This window comes from Microbulbifer mixtoriginis (SeqCode) (assembly GCF_052467235.1).
Genome location: NZ_CP174305.1, coordinates 3,521,392 through 3,540,268 on the forward strand (window position 1 = coordinate 3,521,392; position 18,877 = coordinate 3,540,268).

The following is an 18,877-nucleotide window of genomic DNA, read 5'->3' on the forward strand; positions in this document are numbered from 1 at the left end:
TGATCGGAACGTAGTGCATCTGCTTGTAAAATTCATTGCTTGGAACTGCCTTTGACAGTGAATTTTTTTGTTAGCTTACGATCGGTGAGTAAATTTAGGTTTTCAGCGTAGTAATTTTGATCAATAGATAACACCCAGATGGTACCAGAAAGATTAACGGTAGCTTTAAGAGGAAATGTCACCGAGAACCTCGTTAAGATTGCTTTAGCTTCAACTCCATCTTGTGGTAACGCACCAGTCAGCAGTTCTGGTTCACCAGTGCATTCAAGCTTTAAAAGTTGAGAACCTGGTTGCTGATTATAAAGCTCTGTTTCTACATCCTTTACTACGAAGCTACGATAATCCGTTCCCAGTCCTAGCCACTCAATCATATGAGTGCTTTTATCTGCACAGTCAAAACCTGAGATTTCAATGTGCTTATCTTTGTTAATGGACTCAATAGACTCTGCCAGTACCGACATACTCAATAGTGTAAATGTTATAAGTTTCAGAATCTTTAGCACGATATCTCCGTGAATTTAATGCCCGCCGCAAAGGTGAGCAATTTGTTGTGAGTCCAGCGCAAGAAGTGCGTGCATGTGCCGGCTTTCGTTAGAGAGCAAGCGCACTACTAGCACTGACATGAAACGGTTCTCCAACAACCTCAACTATTTCTGGGACAGGAAAGTTGTTACCACTACAGTCAATTTCTATGTATTCAACCATTCCTGATTTTCCAGAGAAAATTAGGATCTCTAACGTTTTACCTGCTTCTGCAAGATTAAAGTTTGCTTCAAAAATTACACGATACTTACCTGGAACTGCAATGGCCTTGATGAAATCCGGGACCAGAACTTTGAAGCTATTACATCCGCACTGACAGAACTCAGAAAACACGGCTTTGTCGAGGTGATTCTTTAGCGCTTGTGTATCAGGGAACTGACATCTCTCTAAAATGAAGTTAATCCAATCCCTTGCTCTGTATTCGTTATTCATAGTTTCTCTAACATTGGCTGCATTGTGTATCGTTAGGGTTTGTAACCTGAAAACTCCACAATTTTTCTACACGAGCCCGCTCCACAGGAATATCAAAACGCTCTAGCCAGCTATACGAAAACGGCAAAATCAATTCACAAAAATCAACCGTACTATTTTTAATTGGAAAAATGTATTTCTCGCTAATTGAAAGTTGCAAAGAATCACGACTCTGTATATTTAAGTTTCTTCTCAAATTTCCTTTAAGCCAATGCTTGACCAAAAGTTGGTACTCATACTCATCTCTTGCTTTCAGATCGTACTTTCCTGAAACCACTTGGGCAACAATAACTCTGGGTCGCTGATTCCAGAACTCCTCAATGTAAACTGGCGGATCACGCTCGGCACATTCCCAGCTGTAGCAGGTGCTGGAACAAAGAAACAAAATTATTGGTAGTAGTTTCATAGTGCCTTAACGTCCGCGGAGGCCCGCTGGGCCTTAGCATACTGCTTGCGTTTGTTAGATTTAGTCGAAGCAAATAGCATGGTTTACCATACCTAGCTCGACATTTGCCCAGCAACCACAAGGATTATTGGAGGTAGAGCACTGGCCCACGGCAAAAACGTTGCCAGCCTTACTCTCCGAAACCCTACATTCACCCTGGCATTGTGAACTACTTAGACAGGATTTTCCGGCATCCGAATAGTTAACGATGCACATTTTAGTACCGGACATACACACAGGGCGAAGCTCCCCACCAACCGCGAGGCACTGTTCTGCTGTTTCAATTGCATTGAGTCTCGCAAGTTTTTCTTGCTTATCTTTAGAAAGCATCCACTGCTTCATAGCAAACAACATCAAGATTACTAAAACAACGGTTGATATTGACTTGACCATGGCAATCTAACGTCTGCAACAAACGCGAGCGTTGTGAGTCGAGGCCGATAGGCCGGTTTGTTTGCGTTTGTTAGCCAATTCTATCCACTTTAGTTTGATCTTTGATATATCCCAATTGAAATAGCTCTAAGGCAATTCTTTTAAGCTCAGATATCTCTTTTGCATTACGATCTTTTTTCACACTAAGGATCTGATATCTCTTTTGCATCAGCTTAATGTTCTGATCATTTTTTCTGCAGTCGACGCATTTGGTACAATCGGCATCAACATAAAACCCCAGCCCTTCAAACCAGTGCTTCTGCTCGTTAGCAAAAAAAATAAACCATCGCCTGCATTGAATACAACAGCGTTCTATATCTACGTAAAACTTACGCGGAAATATTGAATAGTTCTGCCTATCAATATTTGCAGGGATAGCCGTTTCGGGGAAAACACTATCTTTATCAAGGCTCCAATGAGCAGACGCAGCCATTTCAGCCGTCATCTTGCTTCCGGAGTATATTGGCTTGGAACCATATCGTGGATGATCTACGTACTCTCTGTATCTCATTTTACGCTTCTTTGAGATTAGTTTATTTGGTAAGTCTTTCACTTAGCGCCATTACGAAAAGTGTAATTACAGCTTTAAGTTTTAACCTTGCCTTGCCATTCCAGGTCCTATAACTCCTTATACAGTGGCGCTGAGGCGTCGTTTTTTTGTTATACCCTTTAGATTATTGTTGTCGAAATACCTATAAGCATTTATTGCTAGTTTTGTTTGAATGTTAAGTATCAAGGCTTCATTATTTCAAGTAATTTTTTTCTGTACTTGGGGCCATACATTACAATACCGATTGGAGTGTCGTCTTGTAATGCCTCTTCTAATTTAACAACCCATTCTGGTCCAAAACCACCACACAACTCAATAGACTGAACACCTTCATTAACAAGTTTTACCGCTGTTTCAATAATAGAATTGTCATTTTTAGCAGAAGGGTCAAAACCAACGGTTATGAATGTGCAATGTTGATTCTCATTTATCCTGGTGTTTTCTTCAGGTGAAAAGCCAGCTGAAAAATAGAAAAAAGCCCACTTTTTCAAATTCGGCAGTGTCATATATTTCTCCAAAATAACTTTCACTCAATTACGAATGAGAATCATAGACACTTAAGACCGAATTTAAAAGTTTTTTACAAAAACAGGTTGTGTATGGATGAGGTGGCATAACGTCGCCAACAAATGCTGAATGGTAGAGAGATCCAGCCGTATTTTTGGCGGCGATTTTACTGGGCTTTGTATGATTGTTCTTGCCCGATTCTGATGTTGAAAATCCTTTTCGCTAACGAGTAAATTGAGTCCCACCTTCGGCGGCCACCGAAGGCTTTGTTTATCACAGTTCGCTGTCTGGCCGGTTCGTAAAAGACCGATAACTAGTATGTACGTGATAAGCACTCAATGGGCATAACTCGAATAGTCATGTGGGCCTTGAGCCTGAATAGCAAGGCGGAGATAGCTTATCTTATGGAACCTCAAGAGATCAGTGTCGGTATCGGCATGAGCAGTAAAAAACTTGATATTTATATGAGACCTACTGGCCAATTCTTAAGTGTTACCAATGATAAAAATGGTAGTTAGGATGCCATTAAACAACTATAACCTCTTAAACCTCAGAGCGTATTAATAGAGTCTACTGGAAGGCTCGAATTAGAGTTTGTTTGCGCCGCAGATAAAGCAGGATTACCTATTGTCGCTTGCAATCCGTCTCAGATAAGAAGCTTCGCTAAATCCGAAGGACGCCTCGCCAAACCGACGAGCTAGATGCAATTGATATTGCACATTCTGGTGAGGTCATGAATCCAAGACTGTAGGTGCTGAAACCAGAAAAACTTAGGGATTTCAGTGACTTGCTGGTGGTAAGAAGTCAGTGTTTAGAGATGAGCACAATGCAAAAGAATCGGCTCCTGAGAATGCCGAAATCAGTACTCAAACCTATACAGACCATTCTAAACACCATAAAGAAAGAGCTACAAGGTATCGACAAGCAACTGGATAAACTGGTTAACAGTGTGTCTGAGTGGCGGCAAAGGCGCGACCTACTGTTGAGTGCTAAAGGGGTCGGAAATGTTTTGGCTTACACGCTAATGAGCGAACTTCCAGAATTAGGGAAATTGAACCGCAAATAGATTGCAGCATTCGTGGGAATCGCCCCGATAAGTCGTGATAGCAGTAGCTTCCAGGGTTAGCCCTATATTCGAGGCGGACGACATCGTGTGTGTACAGTCTTATTTTCTTCTATGATGTCGGCAATACAATGCACCCTAAATTAAAATCAATGTATGAGCGCCTAGTCGCTGCTGGCAAACCAAAAAAGATGGCTTAAATAATTGACTAAGGACCATAGTCACTTGTTATGCCACCTTAACCAAGGGAGCTACATGTGCCATATAGTTTACCTTTCCCAAAGGAACCCCTTTCATCCGCATGATGTTGTAAGCAGAAACCAAATGAAAATAAAAGTTGGGGATTAGAAATTCTTGAATGTAATCCTTCCCCTCTAACTCAAGATATTGATTTCCATTAAGGTTTATTCGCTTTAGTTCTGACAATTTTGAATCTCCTAGCTCCGAATCTTGAAGTTGAGATTTAGTTCGCTCAATTAGGTTCTTAGCTACGGTTAAGGACTCAATTTTAGGAGATAGATTATCGGATTCCTGATTTTTGCACCAAAGCGAGAAATTGTAAGGCTGATTACATGCGTAGGCGATCTGTGTGCCAAAAGGAAGCATGTCTTCAATTAGTCGAAAATCCAATATGGATTCTGACTCCTCATGGAAGTGCTGTTCAGAAATTTCAAGAATATGACCAAGAGTCGTTAGTCTAGACGAAAATAAATCGACTAAGCTCTTAGTTCTTTCCTTTGACATTGTATTACCTCCTTAACAGTGGAAAGTCTTAGTCATGACGCCCCAAGCACTGGCCGGAACGTAGTTGGTTGATTTTGTGCTATTAAAGCACAAAATAAAGCGGCGCAGTGGAGGTCAAGTACATTGCTTTGTCAGTTTTTTGAATCGCAAAATGATAGCTTATTGCGTAAAACCAAACCAATAATCCCATTAGGATCTGAAGAAAGCTCGACGATTGATTGTTTGTTATCGCCGATTGGTATTCGATGACACGGATTAGACTGGATTTGATCATTTTTCCGATATAGAAAATACAGTTGAACTGAACCCAATTCAACAGGTATCCATGAGTCATTAAATGTAAATCGATCCCCTATTTCAAAAGTACTCTTGATTGAATTCAATACCAAGAAAGTTGAGTCGATACCTCGATTCAGATCTTGCAATCTCTCCCACGCTGGAGAGTCACGCCACTCAATAGGCTTTGCGTTATATGAGCTAATTTCATGTGTCATATCTGCGTACGCGATGCGGCCTGAGATTTTCTTAGCAATAACAATGTCAGTGGCATTATTCAAATCAACGCTTAAATTCTTATGATCATATTCAAACGAAATGGCTCGCTGAGAATAAAGGATGATTAATAAGGTTAGATATATAACTTTCATTGATCGAAGCCCGATGAAAACTAACGCCTTGCAGCAGAGGTCGGCACGTAGCGACGGTCCTGCTGACTGCGACTGTTATATTTCGTTTTTCTTGAGCTGGTTTTCAAGGCTCTTTAAATCACCCAGTACCCATACATCAGAGATTCGATCACCTTCAAAGGTAAACAAAGCACATCCATTCCAAGTTACGCGTTTATGTGATGGTAAAAAGCCCATAAACTCATCTCTATGAAATCCGGTAAAGGACATCTTTGCAAAAACCTTGTTTTCCTCTTCTACGAGATCTTCAATAATACACTTGTAATCACCCAGTGCTTTGTGAACCATATCGACATATTCAGCGAAACCTTTATGACCTCGCTTTTCCTGCCCCAATGATCCTCTAAAGGAGAAGCTCTTATGCAGGATCGATGGCATTGCTTTCTTATCGTGGGCATCCCAAAGAACCTCATAAAATCTTCGAACTTGATCTTTATGCACTTGTCATCCTCAGAAACATAACGAAGCGGCGTGTAAGCTGTCGGGCGCCAAAGGCGCGTAGTTAATTGACTTGGTACGCCCAGCAAGAGCGTGGATTAATGGGGTGAAAGTCCGCTGTAGGAGGATCACCATTTAATGGATTCCATTAAATGCTAACTACTAGCGAATGGCAACTGCAATACCGTGAGGTCTTGTGGGAAGGAAGCCGCTAGCAAAACTATGAGCTGACGAACAGAAACATCCTATAAGGCTTAGTCTGGAGACGAGGTGACCAAGGACACCGAAGTCATGTGATCTAACGGGTAGAGTAAATGATACAGTTGTGTAGTGAAAGTTCACGTTCTTATCGGGAGAGATCTGTTTAGCTTGTTGCTGTGAAGCTGACAGGCGGCCGCTGACTCATAAGTAGGCCCAACCCGCTAGCTACCATCGTGAGGAGAAAAAATGGTGGAACACAGCGGCGTCTCGGTCAGTAATGATCAAGGTGATTAAACAGAAGTCAGCCGACGGCATAGTAGCCTAATGCCAAGAGTAATACCTTAGATACGGTGAAGGCCTGAACCCAAAATCCACGAATTAAAAGACAGGGCTAGCCTACCGATATGTTGTCAGCCGGATATAAAATTGACGTAGCACACAGCCATGACACTCAACTCAAATGAAGAGCTGCTCGACGTAATCGCTGGGTAGAAGTTCATTACGGATAGGGAACCGCCCATTGCGGACTCGCACGATAGGTGGTGTGGGGGCCGGTAGCTAGAAACTACCGGCTACCCGATTTATGTGGCATTTGGGCAAAGAACGATATGGCGAGATTTTAGCCGAGGTAGATTCCCAATATTTCAGATAATCAATTGATGGGTAGCTCATTCGAGTCAACAATATCCGTGAATCAGCCTTAGATGTGGGAGCAGTCGCTATTGCCGAATTACCTGCCCCCTTCTTGTCCCAAAGTAACCACACTCCAAATATCATAGCCAGGAAACAGAATACCCAAAGTATTACTGGGCCAGAAGCCCCCTTAAATTTAAAACCCATGGCTTCGAATTCGATTGGACCTCGAGCGATCTCCAGCAATGCAACGAGACAAAACGCTGTTATCGCTGACATGGCTATTCCTATGGTCGCGGCCGGATGTTCTTGGACCATTTGGAGAAACCAGTTGTTGGAGGTGGCGCTCCCGACAATTGACTGATAAATGAGAAAAATAAAGAAGTAGCCAGCCCAAAGCGCCGTACCTATGACAGCTGCCCAAGTTATCCACCGGCGAAGGTTCTGAATACCGTTTGTATTGGGCTCAGGCTCTTGCATTATTCTTTCCTTTAATTTCCTTAGGCATCTCCAAGATGACGATGACTATGCAAGGGGAAAATATACGGTGTTACATCTCCATTTTACTAGTTATGTTCTCAGAGAAACTAAGTATATCAATGACCGAAATATGACGTACGTGCATGTTCATCACTTTGGCGACAACTTGAGTCTGCTGATAGATCTGCATGCCACATAACGCTCCCATCAAGCGCCGCCGTAGGCGGTGATCTTGCCCCGATAAAACGGACACACTACTTTTCATACTGCTATTCGCTCATATTCCATTGGTGATCGGTAGCCTAGAGCTGAATGCAGCCGCCTACGGTTGTAAAAATCATTAATATATCGAGCCAAAGCATACTTTAGATGGCTCATTGTCTGGAATCTAGTTTCTCTAATCAGTTCAGCTTTTAAGCTATGGAAGAACGACTCCATATGGGCATTATCCGTACATTTACCCGCTCTACTCAAGCTATGCTGGATTCCATATTTTCTCAACTCTTTTTGATACTCGGACCCTCTGTACTCTACACCTCTGTCCGTGTGTAATATTAATCCCGGTTTGGATCCTCTTTTCCTTACAGCATTCATCAGGGTTCTTCGGGTTAATTCTGTTGTTCTTTTCGTATCTAAACTCCAACCGATTACTCGGCGAGAATACAAATCCATCACCACTGACAAGTACTGCCATTGACCCTTAACCTTAAGGTAGGTTATGTCAGCAACCCAAACTTGATTCTTGCTTTTAGGCACAGCTCCATCCGGTCTAAGATTCTCCCCAGAGGCTAGGAAACGCTTTATGCCTGGTGCCCTACGTGTCACTCTCGTAACTCTGGCTACGACTCCTAATTCCTGCATCAGCCGGGCTACGCGCTTACGGCTAACTTCATATCCCTTGGTCAGCAGGGCTTTCCAAATTCTTGGACTACCATAGCGCCCTGCAGAGTCATCCGAAATCTTTTGAATCTGAACCTTTAGATCATCATCTTGGTGTTTTCGGTGCGATCGCTGCCTCTTCAGCCAATCATAATAGCCACTGCGCGATACTCCCAGCCACTGACAAGTTCTTTTGATACCTAGTTCTGATCCGAACCTCTGGATGAATCGATATCTTGCTGATGTTCCTCCGCAAGAAACCGTTGCCACTTTTTTAACAAATCAAGCTCCTGCTTTAATTTACGATTCTCCGCCTCTAAACGCTTTACTCTAGAAAGTTCTTTCTCTGCTTTAGAGACTACACCAGTAAGCTTTCTTCGTTTATCTGCCACAATCTTCCCCTCCTGAAACTCTTTTCGCCATCGTGACAGCATGAAAGGGTGAATGTCGAGAGTTTCGGCCACTTCCTTAACTTGAACACCCTCTATCAAGCTAAGCATTACCGCTTTCACTTTGAATTCGTTTGAATACTGCCAAGTCTTTCTAGGTTTGTTGTATTTCGGCATAAGACACCTCGTCTGTTTGACTTTGGTGTCCGTTAAAACGGGGCAAGATCACGGTCGCTTGGATGGGCTTGTTAGGCGCAGAATTTATTCCCAGTATTTAGAGTGTATGAAATTTCGCAGAGTGCTACTTTTTATAGATATAATTTCTTTTTCACGCTCATACCAACCAACGAATATACCTGATAAACGGCACGCAAATCGAAGCTCATTTTCTGAATCTATACCTACAAGCTCAAGAACTGGACCACCGCTATTACCGCTAAAGCTGGGGGGTGTTACTTTCTTATTGTCGCTATCTACAGCATTTTTCTTACTGAAATGAAATACAAGAGGGTTTCGTATATGAGGTTTGGATTGATGATTTTTTACTGGAGCAGTAAAGCTTGTTCCTTGAATATATTTTTTAATCTTGTTGAGTCTTGGATTGATAATATTCTTCTTTCCAGGGAAACCAATTAAAAAGTTTATCCCTGTTGATTCTGATTCAGTCCTATTGTTATCAATTGGTAAGGCTTTAATCTTCTCAATGCCATTATTACTAAGCCAGTCAATGCTTAAATGGCTGACAGCTAAATCATCTTCTTCAGATATAGCAAAAGGCATCTTGTTTAGTGGTATAGAATGACTATTTATGTTAACAATTAATAATTCTTCTGCATGCTCTTTTACAACATGAAGAGCGGTAACAAGAAAAAACTCACTCCTTTCCTGAACAATGAAACCAGTTCCAAGGAGCTGGGCAACTCCATTATGGTGAGGTTTTTCTGTATAAATAGGGACAAGAATATCACCCCACTTTTGTACCATTATATCTATATCACTTACGGAAGCTTTCACTTCTATCATATTGATTCCATATTGGTGTTGATATGAGGAGCGCCTAACAGCTATACAGTAATCATTCTGACCACTATTATCCTGATTGTTATCTCAGAATCAATTTCTACGCCAAGGTCTAAATTTTTATTTAAAACCATAGACTTAAAGTATCCTGATACATCCGTGCAAACTGGAAAAGCGATCACTTTGACTACTATCCCAATTTTAACGCTAGTTCGTAAGCAATTGATTTTATTGCTATTTTGGGGTTTATCTTCTTGTTCTCCAATATCAGGGTCAATATGATCGTAAATCCCTAAGCTAGCACTCGCCAACTTTTACAGGCTGGTATTAGTTGGGGAGTGGTTAAGGTATCCAGGGTTCCTCTGAATCACTCTGTAATATCTCTGCGGATCTTGAAGGCTAAAGATGTTAGGTGCAGTTCGCGCGAATGGACGTAGCCCTTTGCAAGCGTTGCAAAGCAGCAGATGTGGCTTTCAAGGATCGGCCTGAGGGGCTTCCATAACGATTCATTTCTTCTATGGTCTAGTCATTCCTGTGAAGCTACGCTCTTATTGAAACCACTCTGTAAGTTGAGGCATCACTGGGTTGTTCAGAGGCTCCTAAATCTCGCAGTAATATCTTAAAAGTCTGCAAGTTACTTTGGTCTATGGAGAGATCTTTTCTGTAGATATATGGGGTACGTATTAAGTCGAAGCATTGATGATCTATTGTTGTCTGAACTCCAGCGTGGGAGCGGTGGGTATATTAATCTAAACGGCCATTTTTATGCGCAACTGAAATTTTCCAAAGCATAAATAATAAAAAATATAGGCACAAAAATAATCTTATTGGATTTTATTAGGATTGTTTTAGTGTCAAAGCCACGTAAAATCGAAAGATATTTATTGGTATTTTGGTCGAGATTTAGAAGCCATCTAAAGGCAACAATCAAAGCAGCTCGATTCAAAGAGTCGAAAGAATCAAGAAACCAAGAATCCTCTAAAAATCACCTCTCAAAGGAGACCGGTAGCGTGAAGTAAGAATAAGTAAAAGGCGCTGACCCAAGGTGCTGGAACACCTGGGGCCAGCTAACCAAGTTGATAATCACGGTATCAAAGTGGCTATATGCATAGTACGCTACAAACCCGCTCGTCTTCAATAAAGTGGAGCACAATCAGCGGCTTGGAGAGATTCTCTAAGCCCTGGGGGCGTTGCGTCTGCCTTTTCTTTTTCTATGCCTACCGTTCTCGCGCACCTCCTCGTAGTTACTCAAAACATTTCTATTCAAGCTTTCCCATTATGGAAGGTCTATCCATGGTTTGAGTATCAGTAGGAAACAAATATGTTGATCTTAAAGCGCCGTACAGGCGAAAACTTACGGATTGGAGCAAATGTCTCAGTCACGGTATTGGAAGTTAAGGGTAATCAGGTAAAGGTGGGAATACTTGCTCCAAAATCCCTGCCTGTACACCGCGAGGAGATTTATAGGCGGATCAAAAGGGAGGGAAATATGGACAATGGGAATCGCTGAGAATTTGATCGAGATGGTGGCGCTTAGCCATGAATGGGTTATGTTGCCATTGAAGGGCTAACTAATGATAGTTAGCCCTTCAATTTTCAATCGAACCAGACGAGCCTCTCGCTGCGACTAGAGCCGCCGTTTAAGCTCAGGATTAAGCTTTATTAGTGATGCTTAAACCCAGCGGCAAATTTGTCTGCTAATTTAAAGTATTCCTTAAGGTCCTTACGGGTCTTTTCTGTACGGTTGTTCTCGGAGTTAAGATGGATATTCTCCACAACAACGGCAATTTCTTTTGCCAGCTCTTGCTTGTCACCCTTTAGGTTCTCAGCGAAAAACTCAACACTTTTCTCAAGTGTGTAGGTGATGACATGTATTTGGTGAAGCTCAGCAGCATCAAGCTTTTGCTTGCTCTTAATTTCTGCGGTTTTCTCAACGAAAATCTTCTTGGCATCCTTCATCGAAGTAACATCCGCTACTTTAAGGTGCTGAATGGGCTTTTCTCCAGAAGCATCGCTAGCTTGCGCTGTGGTAGCAAAAGTAACAGCAAAAAGTAATGCAATTAAAGTTCTCATCTTTCCTCTCTAACGCCCAAACTTTAAGGGTTGGTAAGGCATTGATCGGGCGAGGTGAATGCCTAACATTTATCAGTGATCATTTTGGTCACTTTGATCGCTATCGTAAATGAGGATAACTATCATTAAGATTTATGATACAGGAATTTTTAGGGGCTCAAAACATTTCTGGCAGAAATTGCGATCTGGCTGATCGAAGCTTGAACAGGTCAAGAAAATGGAATCTGAGAACGGTGAGTACGGGAGGGGCCAACGGAGGCCTTTAGCCAGGAAGAGGCGCCCCGTGTCATGGAATTTGATTAGTTAACCCTCTCTTCGCGGTAGCAAAGAGAAGGTTATTTACAGGAAGAGCCGGTTAACCCGGTATTATTGAGGCCGGTTTCACAAATTAATTGGTACGGAGGCTAAGAAACCTCGCCCAATACATCAACCATTGCCGAAGTTAATTGGCTGAGGTCTTCTTTAGTAATCACATAGGGCGGCATGGCGTAGACCAGCTTGCCGAAGGGGCGCAGCCAAACTCCGCGTTCGATTAGGGCTTCCTGCACTTTGGCCGTATTGACCGGCTCGCGCATTTCCACCACGCCAATCGCTCCAAGGGCTCGAACATCGGCGACACCCGGTGCGGATTTTAATGGGGCTAGCTGTTCGGTCAGCTGCTGCTCGATTGCGGTCACTCGTTCCTGCCAGGGTCCGCTGAGTAGCAGTTGAATACTGGCATCGGCGACGGCACAAGCCAGGGGGTTACCCATAAAAGTGGGGCCGTGCATAAATACACCGGCTTCGCCTCGGCAAATTCCTTCGGCCACTTTATCGGTACAGAGTGTGGCGGCGAGGGTCATGGTGCCACCGGTGAGGGCTTTGCCCAGTGTGAGGATATCCGGGGTGATATCGGCGTGTTCACAGGCAAATAACTCGCCGCTGCGACCAAAGCCGGTGGCGATTTCATCGGCGATTAATAGCAGATCGTGCTCGTCACAGAGCTCGCGTACACGGCGCAAATAATCGGCAGAGTAAAAACGCATGCCGCCAGCGCCCTGGACGATCGGCTCTAAAATAATCGCGGCCAGTTGATCGCCGTTTTGCGCAATCAGTTGTTCCAGTTCACGGATATCTTCATCCGGGCAGGTTTCGCCGAAAGGGGTTTGCGGGGCGGGGGCAAACAGGTGTTGGCTCAATTGCCCGGCAAACAGGTGGTGCATGCCGGTAACGGGATCACAGGTGGCCATGGCCCCAAAGGTATCGCCATGGTAGCCATTGCGCAGGGCCAGCAATTTACTCTTGCCCGGTTTGCCCTGGGAGTGCCAAAACTGCAGAGCCATCTTGATGGCCACTTCCACAGACACTGAACCGGAGTCAGCCAGAAATACCCGGTTGAGGCCGGGTGGAGTGATTTCCACTAATTTCTTGCACAGCTCGATTGCGGGCTCGTGAGTTAACCCTCCGAACATCACATGGGACATTTTGTCCATCTGATCGCGCATGGCCTGGTTTAGCTCGGGCACATTGTAGCCGTGCAGGGCACTCCACCAGGAGGACATACCGTCGATCAGGCCGCGCCCGTCTTCCAGGTAAAGTCTTACCCCCTCGGCCCGCGCTACCGGATATACCGGGGGCGGGTCGATCAGGGAGGAGTAGGGATGCCAAATATGTTTGCGATCGAAATCCAGGTCCATAAAAACTACATCTTTATTCTCAAGAGCCGACATTCATCAGTTAGGCCAGTTCGCGCAGTACTCTGAGCGGGGGCTGGCTGATCGAGCTGTAACAGGCCAGGGTACCGGCGGTGCCAACCAGTACTGCACCGGTGAGTGGTCCGGTTAGCCAAAGGACTGGGTGCAATATCACCGGCAGTTCAAAGACCCAATAAGACAGCACCGCCAAGGTGGCTTCAGCACCGATAGCCGCGAGCAAACCGGCGGCAAAACCCAGTAGGCCAAATTCCAGTATCAGGCTTCTCAGCAACAAGCGCCTGCGGCCTCCCAGTGTGCGGATAATTGCCGCTTCCTGCAATCGCTCGGCGATACTGGCGCGCACCCCGGCAATTAATACCAGGACCCCGGCCACCAGCATCAGGGCCATAACCGATTCGATAGCAAAAGAGACCTGGTTAATGGTGTCGCGGATACGCTGGATGATCTTATCCAGCTCTATCACGCTGACGCTGGGGAAGGCGCGAACCAGATCGTTGACCAGTAGCTTGTCCTCCGGTGGGAGGTAAAAACTGGTGATATAAGTAGCCGGGAAATCATCGATAGTGCCCGGTGCAAATATCATATAGAAGTTGGGGCGCATGCTGTTCCAGTCCAGCGAGCGGAAGCTGGCTACCGGGGCTTCTACTTCGAGTCCGCCGATGGAAAAGCGCAACTGATCTCCCAGTGATAGTTCCAGCTGGGCTGCCAGCTCCACTTCTACGGAAACACCTTCGCTGGCCTTGTCCCACCATTCGCCTTCCAAGATACGGTTGTCCGGCGCCAGGGTATCGGTGTAGCTCAGGTTCAACTCCCGCCGAACGCCGCCGGGACGATCTTTTTTCTCTTTAATCGAGACGCCGTTAATCGCTACCAAACGGCCGCGCACCATGGGGTAAAACTCGGTGCTGCTTACCTCACCCTCTGCCAGCATGTTTTCCATGGTTGGAACATCGTGGGGTGCGATATTCAGGAGGAAGTGATTGGGGGCTTTTTCCGGTAATTGCATCCGCCATTCGTCCACCAGGGCGGTGCGAGCAAAGACCATGGCCAGCATGGCCAATAATCCGGTGCCAAAAGCGGCAATCAATAGGGTGTTAAACGCGGCTCGGCGTTGCAGGCTACCCAGGGCAATACGCCAAGCGCCGCCGAGGGAAGCCAATTTGCCGCGCACCAGGAGTCGGTTGACCAGGGCGCTGCCTGCTACCAACAGGAGCATGCCGACAAACAAGGCGAGCGTCATGAGTAGACTGCCGGACAGCCACCAGATTAGGAGCAGCATGGCGCTGGGGCCGAGAATCAGCCCGAGCCATTCGCGTCTGTCCGGGTTACTCCAGTCGTGCCTCAGGGTTTGCATCGGGTCTGTACGCGCCAAACGGAAAAGTGGCGGCAGGGCGAAGCCCAGGGCGCAGGCGAGGCCGGTGGCGAGTCCAATCAGCAGTGGGCTCCAGCTGGTAGCCGGGGGCTGAACCGGGAAGAACCCTTCCATCAGGTTGACCGCCTGGCTCTGGATAAAGGTGCCCAGTGCCAGCCCGATAGCGGTGGCAATCAGGGTGAGGGCGGCCAGCTGCCCCAGGTAGATACCGAGAATTTTATTGCGCCCAGCGCCGAGGCTTTTCATTACGGCTACGTAGGCGCCGTGGCGGAGTCCGTAGCGTCTGGCTGCCAAGCCGACGGCGACGCTGGCGAGGAGAACGGCCAGGCTGGCGGCGAGAAATAGGAAGGACTCGGCTCTATCCAGAGCCGAGGCAACCCGGGGCTGGCCTTCGCGCAGGTCCAAGATCCGCTGGTGTTCAGTCAGTTGAGGTTTGAGCCAGTCAAAGTAATCCTTCAGGACTTGGTCATCACCGGCAAACAGATATCGGTAGCGCACACGGCTGCCGGGCTGGATTACACCTGAGGCGGGCAGGTCGGCGGTATTGGCTAATACTCGCGCGCCCATATCAAACAGGCTGGTGCCCCGGTCGGGTTCCCGCTCCAGTATGGCTGTCACTTTCAGTTGGGTGTCGCCGAGGGCGATAGGATCGCCGAGCTGGATTCCCATCAAAGGTAGAAGGCGGGACTCCACCCAGGCTTCTCCCGGGGGGGGGCCTTGTGGTGCAATTTCTCCAGGGCCTCCCTGGGACTTGCTGATTTCCAGTTGTCCCACCAATGGATAGCCTTTGTCGACAGCTTTGACCGAGACAAACTGGAACTGGTCGTTGGCGGAGATCATGGATGAAAACTGGACTATCTGGCCCAGTTCTAAACCTTTCTTGTCGGCTTCCTCCAGCCATGCGCTATCCACGGGTTTGCTGCTGCGCAGCACCCGCTCTGCGGCCAGGAAGGTGAGGGATTGCTGCTCCATGGCGCGGGTAAGGCGGTCGGTGAAATGGGCGATCGCAGTGACACAGGTAACAGCCAAAATCAGGGCTGAGGCAATTAGCGCCAACTCGCCACCGCGCCAGTCCCTGAACAGCAATCTAAGTGGCAGCATCAGGCGGATACCTCCGAGAAGTTGTCGTCACCGGCAAGGGGCTCGTAGGATTCCACGGCACCTGCAGACATACGCAAGTGAGTGGCGCAGCGTTCAGCCAGGCGCTGCTCGTGGGTTACCAACACCAGAGTGGTGCTGGATTCGGCATTGAGCTTAAAGAGTAAATCGATGATCTTGGCGCCGTTGCCGGCATCCAGGCTGCCGGTGGGTTCGTCGGCAAAAAGGATAGCGTCCTCGCCGCTGAAGCTGGCGAATGCCCTGGCAATGGCGACCCTTTGCTGCTCCCCGCCGGAGAGTTGGCGCGGGTAATGGCCCAGACGATGTTCGAGTCCGACCTTGGCTAGGAATTCCTCCGCGCGTTTGGCGGCGCCGCGTTCACCGCGCAGCTCACTGGGCAGCATGACATTCTCGCGAGCGGTGAGACCGGGTAGTAGCTGGAAGGTTTGGAAGACAAACCCCACACAGCGGGCGCGTACCGCCGCACGTTGTTCTTCATCCATGGCGGTAATTTCTTCGCCGGCCAGCCAGATTTTTCCCTCACTGGGCTTGTCCAATCCAGCTAATAGACCGAGCAAGGTGGACTTGCCGGAACCTGAGGCACCGGTCACAGCCAGACTCTCTCCACGCGCCAGCTGCAGGGAGATATTGTTTAATAGGGTCAATGGCCCTTCGCTGGTGGAGACTCTGTGATACAGGTTTTCTGCCGTAAGAATGGCGGACATACTGTGTTCCCTATACGGATGCGCGAATTTTTGGAGAGTATGACATGACGACAGCCATTTTTCGGCAGATGGCGGCTCAATTCAGCTTGGTACTGTTGCTGTTTATCCCCATTGGAGCTGCCCAGGCAAGTAAGGCAGATACCTTGTTGGTCCTGGGTGACAGTATCAGTGCGGCCTACGGTATCAATGAAGAGCAGGGGTGGGTGCAATTACTGCAGGAGCGTTTGCAGGAAAAGGGCAAAAAAGTTCGGGTGATCAATGCCAGTATCAGCGGAGAGACGACTTCTGGTGGGTTGACGCGTCTGCCGCGCCTGATGCAGGAGCACAATCCGCGTTGGCTGATTGTAGAGCTGGGCGGCAATGATGGTCTGCGGGGATACCCTCCTCAGTCTTTACAGCGCAACCTGATGGAGATGGTGAAGCTGGCGAAGAACTCTGGTGTAGAGGTTTTGCTGCTGGGCATGCGTATCCCGCCCAACTACGGCCGCGCCTATACCAATGCTTTTGCCGCCGTTTACCCCAAGGTGGCCAAATCCGAACAGGTCGGGTTGGTGCCCTTCTTCCTGGAAACCGTCGCGCTTGCAGACGGCGCCATGCAATCCGACGGTATCCACCCAACCGCCAAGGCACAGCCTGCCTTGCTGGAGCATGTTTGGCCCTGTGTTGAGTTCTTGTTGGCGGATAAGTCGGATGGGGAGTCGTGTACTCCGTGATCGAAATGCGTACAATCGCGCCCCCTAGCAATATGAAAGCCTCGCTCCACACTGATAGGCGATGGCTGTGACCCCCAGCCCCGGTCACCGGTACCGAAATAGTTAGAGAGACACCATGTCCGAAGTGGAAAATCGCCGCGAGCGACTCGAATTCAACAAACTGCAGAAACGCCTACGCCGCCATGTGGGTCGCGCTATTGCCGACTTCAACATGATTGAAGAGGGCGACAAAATCATGGTTTGCTTATCCGGTGGTAAGGATTCTTACGCCATGCTGGATATTCTGCTGAACCTGCAAAAAACCGCCCCGGTGAACTTTGAGTTGGTGGCGGTGAATATGGATCAGAAGCAGCCTGGTTTCCCTGAACATATCCTGCCGGAGTATCTGCGCTCCCTTGGCGTGCCACACCATATCGTAGAGAAAGATACCTATTCGGTGGTGCAGGAAGTGGTGCCAGAGGGCAAGACCACCTGTAGCCTTTGTTCACGACTGCGTCGCGGTACCCTTTACGGCTTTGCCGAGGAAATCGGTGCTACCAAAGTGGCTCTTGGTCACCATAAAGACGACATTGTCGAGACCTTGTTCCTGAATATGTTTTACGGTGGTCGCCTGAAGGCAATGCCGCCCAAGCTGCGTGCCGATGATGGGCGCAATATTGTGATTCGCCCGCTGGCTTATTGCCGAGAAGAAGATATTGCCCGTTACGCGGAGTTCAAGGAATTCCCCATTATTCCCTGTAATTTGTGTGGTAGTCAGGAAAACTTGCAGCGCCAGGCGATCAAGCAGATGTTGCGGGAGTGGGACAATAAATTCCCAGGGCGCAGTGAAAATATCTTTGCCGCATTAACACGTATATCCCCGTCGCAATTGGCGGACAGGGATCTCTACGATTTTGAAAGTCTGGAATTGGATCGCTCTAAGCCGTCGGCTGCCGAGCGCCCTGACCATTTAATTCAGCGCCAGGTGAATTCGTGGGAGCCGGACGATGCCCAGGAGGTTGAGCCCCAGTATATCTCGGCGCTGAATTTGTAGGATCGGCACCGCTCACCAGCTGGGCATAGCTGCATTCAAAATCCCGCGTAGTGGCACTGGGTCCGTGATGGAAGTGCTGGTGCCACAATCGCGCCATTTTGGCCACATCGTGGGTGTCTGATTCGGGTATTTTGTGCACTTCTGCCGAGCGGTAAACCAGCCAGGCGATAGCGGTGGCATAGCGCAGGTTGGTGGTCAGTTCGCTGTGGGGGTGGTCGAGAAAATCCCGTTGGCTGGCGAGCCCTCGAATTTTTGAGGCCAGTGCGGGGTGATCAATCAGGTAGTTATCCCAGATTTCCCGGTGTGTATGTGGCTGGATTTGATAGATCCCCAACCCGTGGCGCCGTCCCTGCTTGAGATGAAAGCCCAGCTGTGACTCCTGTGCAGCAGTGCCCAGCAAAAGGTTTTCCATGCCCTGGCTCCAGGCTCTCAAGTGCTTGAGGGTTGGACGGATAACCTGGAGGCGCAGTTCGTCCAGACAGATGCCCATAGTATTGTCTTTTTTCTGTGGTTGTTCTGAATATTTAGTTTGTGGATTGAGTTGGCGCCAGCCGTTAAGTAGATTTACGCGCAATAAACATAATTATTTTTGAAGTGGCTCCGGTTCTGTAGTGCATTTTGCTCAAAAAGCGAGCAAGTGTCGCAGTCATTGCCTTCTTTCGGTGCCATTCCGTTTTTGAGCAGAAGG

The 18,877-nt window shown here is 47.4% G+C and carries 20 protein-coding genes; 4 read left to right on the forward strand and 16 right to left on the reverse strand.

Annotated features, from left to right (window positions below; genetic code table 11):
• Nucleotides 1–32 precede the first annotated feature (32 nt).
• From ACJJIO_RS15345 to ACJJIO_RS15365, 5 genes are all read right to left on the reverse strand, one after another.
• The gene (locus ACJJIO_RS15345) at nt 33–503 is read right to left on the reverse strand and encodes a hypothetical protein (protein WP_252084988.1); all 471 of its coding nucleotides are present in this window, start codon (nt 501–503) and stop codon (nt 33–35) included.
• 88 nt (nt 504–591) lie between these two features.
• Nucleotides 592–975 (reverse strand): hypothetical protein, encoded by a 384-nt coding sequence (locus ACJJIO_RS15350; protein ID WP_444908984.1) that lies wholly within the window; start codon nt 973–975, stop codon nt 592–594.
• A 7-nt stretch (nt 976–982) separates the two neighbouring features.
• Nucleotides 983–1,420 (reverse strand): hypothetical protein, encoded by a 438-nt coding sequence (locus ACJJIO_RS15355; protein ID WP_444908985.1) that lies wholly within the window; start codon nt 1,418–1,420, stop codon nt 983–985.
• A gap of 502 nt (nt 1,421–1,922) precedes the next feature.
• Nucleotides 1,923–2,336, reverse strand: coding sequence for a zinc-ribbon domain containing protein (locus tag ACJJIO_RS15360; protein WP_444908986.1), 414 nt, complete (start codon nt 2,334–2,336; stop codon nt 1,923–1,925).
• Between the two features lie 287 nt (nt 2,337–2,623).
• Nucleotides 2,624–2,947 carry a DUF6506 family protein gene (locus ACJJIO_RS15365; protein WP_444890996.1) on the reverse strand — a complete coding sequence of 108 codons (324 nt, stop codon included), beginning with the start codon at nt 2,945–2,947 and terminating at the stop codon, nt 2,624–2,626.
• A 752-nt stretch (nt 2,948–3,699) separates the two neighbouring features.
• Between ACJJIO_RS15365 and ACJJIO_RS15370 the strand changes: the two genes are divergently transcribed.
• A complete protein-coding gene (locus tag ACJJIO_RS15370; RefSeq protein WP_444908987.1) occupies nt 3,700–4,014 on the forward strand; it encodes a hypothetical protein in 315 nt (104 codons plus the stop codon).
• Between the two features lie 225 nt (nt 4,015–4,239).
• On the opposite strand, the gene ACJJIO_RS15375 is transcribed toward ACJJIO_RS15370, so the two are convergent.
• From ACJJIO_RS15375 to ACJJIO_RS15400, 6 genes are all read right to left on the reverse strand, one after another.
• Nucleotides 4,240–4,755 (reverse strand): DUF1993 domain-containing protein, encoded by a 516-nt coding sequence (locus ACJJIO_RS15375; RefSeq protein ID WP_444908988.1) that lies wholly within the window; start codon nt 4,753–4,755, stop codon nt 4,240–4,242.
• Between the two features lie 131 nt (nt 4,756–4,886).
• Nucleotides 4,887–5,402, reverse strand: coding sequence for a hypothetical protein (locus ACJJIO_RS15380; RefSeq protein WP_444908989.1), 516 nt, complete (start codon nt 5,400–5,402; stop codon nt 4,887–4,889).
• Nucleotides 5,403–5,477: 75 nt separating this feature from the next.
• Entirely contained in the window at nt 5,478–5,882 is a 405-nt protein-coding gene (locus ACJJIO_RS15385) for an ester cyclase (protein ID WP_444908990.1), read from the reverse strand.
• A gap of 756 nt (nt 5,883–6,638) precedes the next feature.
• Complete coding sequence (locus tag ACJJIO_RS15390) at nt 6,639–7,193, reverse strand: hypothetical protein (RefSeq protein WP_252084997.1); 555 nt, start codon at nt 7,191–7,193, stop codon at nt 6,639–6,641.
• A gap of 261 nt (nt 7,194–7,454) precedes the next feature.
• A protein-coding gene (locus ACJJIO_RS15395) for an IS3 family transposase (RefSeq protein WP_444889693.1) occupies nt 7,455–8,638 on the reverse strand; the annotation gives its coding sequence in 2 pieces (ribosomal slippage) (nt 7,455–8,356 and nt 8,356–8,638; 1,185 coding nt in all).
• 84 nt (nt 8,639–8,722) lie between these two features.
• The gene (locus ACJJIO_RS15400; protein ID WP_444908991.1) at nt 8,723–9,484 is read right to left on the reverse strand and encodes a hypothetical protein; all 762 of its coding nucleotides are present in this window, start codon (nt 9,482–9,484) and stop codon (nt 8,723–8,725) included.
• A 1,318-nt stretch (nt 9,485–10,802) separates the two neighbouring features.
• Here ACJJIO_RS15400 and csrA point away from each other — a divergent pair.
• Nucleotides 10,803–10,991 carry a carbon storage regulator CsrA gene (gene csrA / locus ACJJIO_RS15405; RefSeq protein WP_444908992.1) on the forward strand — a complete coding sequence of 63 codons (189 nt, stop codon included), beginning with the start codon at nt 10,803–10,805 and terminating at the stop codon, nt 10,989–10,991.
• A 152-nt stretch (nt 10,992–11,143) separates the two neighbouring features.
• Here the strand turns inward: csrA and ACJJIO_RS15410 are convergent, their stop codons facing one another.
• The 4 genes from ACJJIO_RS15410 to ACJJIO_RS15425 all read right to left on the reverse strand — a co-directional run bounded on the left by ACJJIO_RS15410 (nt 11,144) and on the right by ACJJIO_RS15425 (nt 16,443).
• Nucleotides 11,144–11,554 carry a DUF6746 family protein gene (locus ACJJIO_RS15410; protein WP_444908993.1) on the reverse strand — a complete coding sequence of 137 codons (411 nt, stop codon included), beginning with the start codon at nt 11,552–11,554 and terminating at the stop codon, nt 11,144–11,146.
• A 404-nt stretch (nt 11,555–11,958) separates the two neighbouring features.
• Nucleotides 11,959–13,263 carry an adenosylmethionine--8-amino-7-oxononanoate transaminase gene (gene bioA, locus ACJJIO_RS15415; protein WP_444908994.1) on the reverse strand — a complete coding sequence of 435 codons (1,305 nt, stop codon included), beginning with the start codon at nt 13,261–13,263 and terminating at the stop codon, nt 11,959–11,961.
• A gap of 7 nt (nt 13,264–13,270) precedes the next feature.
• Nucleotides 13,271–15,721: an ABC transporter permease gene (locus ACJJIO_RS15420; protein ID WP_444908995.1), complete on the reverse strand. Its 2,451-nt coding sequence runs from the start codon at nt 15,719–15,721 to the stop codon at nt 13,271–13,273.
• Nucleotides 15,721–16,443 carry an ABC transporter ATP-binding protein gene (locus tag ACJJIO_RS15425; protein ID WP_252085010.1) on the reverse strand — a complete coding sequence of 241 codons (723 nt, stop codon included), beginning with the start codon at nt 16,441–16,443 and terminating at the stop codon, nt 15,721–15,723. Before ACJJIO_RS15425 ends, ACJJIO_RS15420 begins: the two co-directional genes overlap by 1 nt.
• Before the next feature lie 44 nt (nt 16,444–16,487).
• Between ACJJIO_RS15425 and ACJJIO_RS15430 the strand changes: the two genes are divergently transcribed.
• Together ACJJIO_RS15430 and ttcA are read left to right on the forward strand one after the other, a co-directional pair.
• On the forward strand, nt 16,488–17,156 hold the full coding sequence (locus ACJJIO_RS15430) for an arylesterase (protein ID WP_444885725.1): 669 nt from the start codon (nt 16,488–16,490) through the stop codon (nt 17,154–17,156).
• A gap of 115 nt (nt 17,157–17,271) precedes the next feature.
• Nucleotides 17,272–18,189 (forward strand): tRNA 2-thiocytidine(32) synthetase TtcA, encoded by a 918-nt coding sequence (ttcA, locus tag ACJJIO_RS15435; RefSeq protein WP_252085012.1) that lies wholly within the window; start codon nt 17,272–17,274, stop codon nt 18,187–18,189.
• On the opposite strand, the gene ACJJIO_RS15440 is transcribed toward ttcA, so the two are convergent.
• A complete protein-coding gene (locus ACJJIO_RS15440; RefSeq protein ID WP_252085013.1) occupies nt 18,074–18,679 on the reverse strand; it encodes a hypothetical protein in 606 nt (201 codons plus the stop codon). The genes ttcA and ACJJIO_RS15440 overlap by 116 nt on opposite strands.
• Between the last annotated feature and the right edge of the window lie 198 nt (nt 18,680–18,877).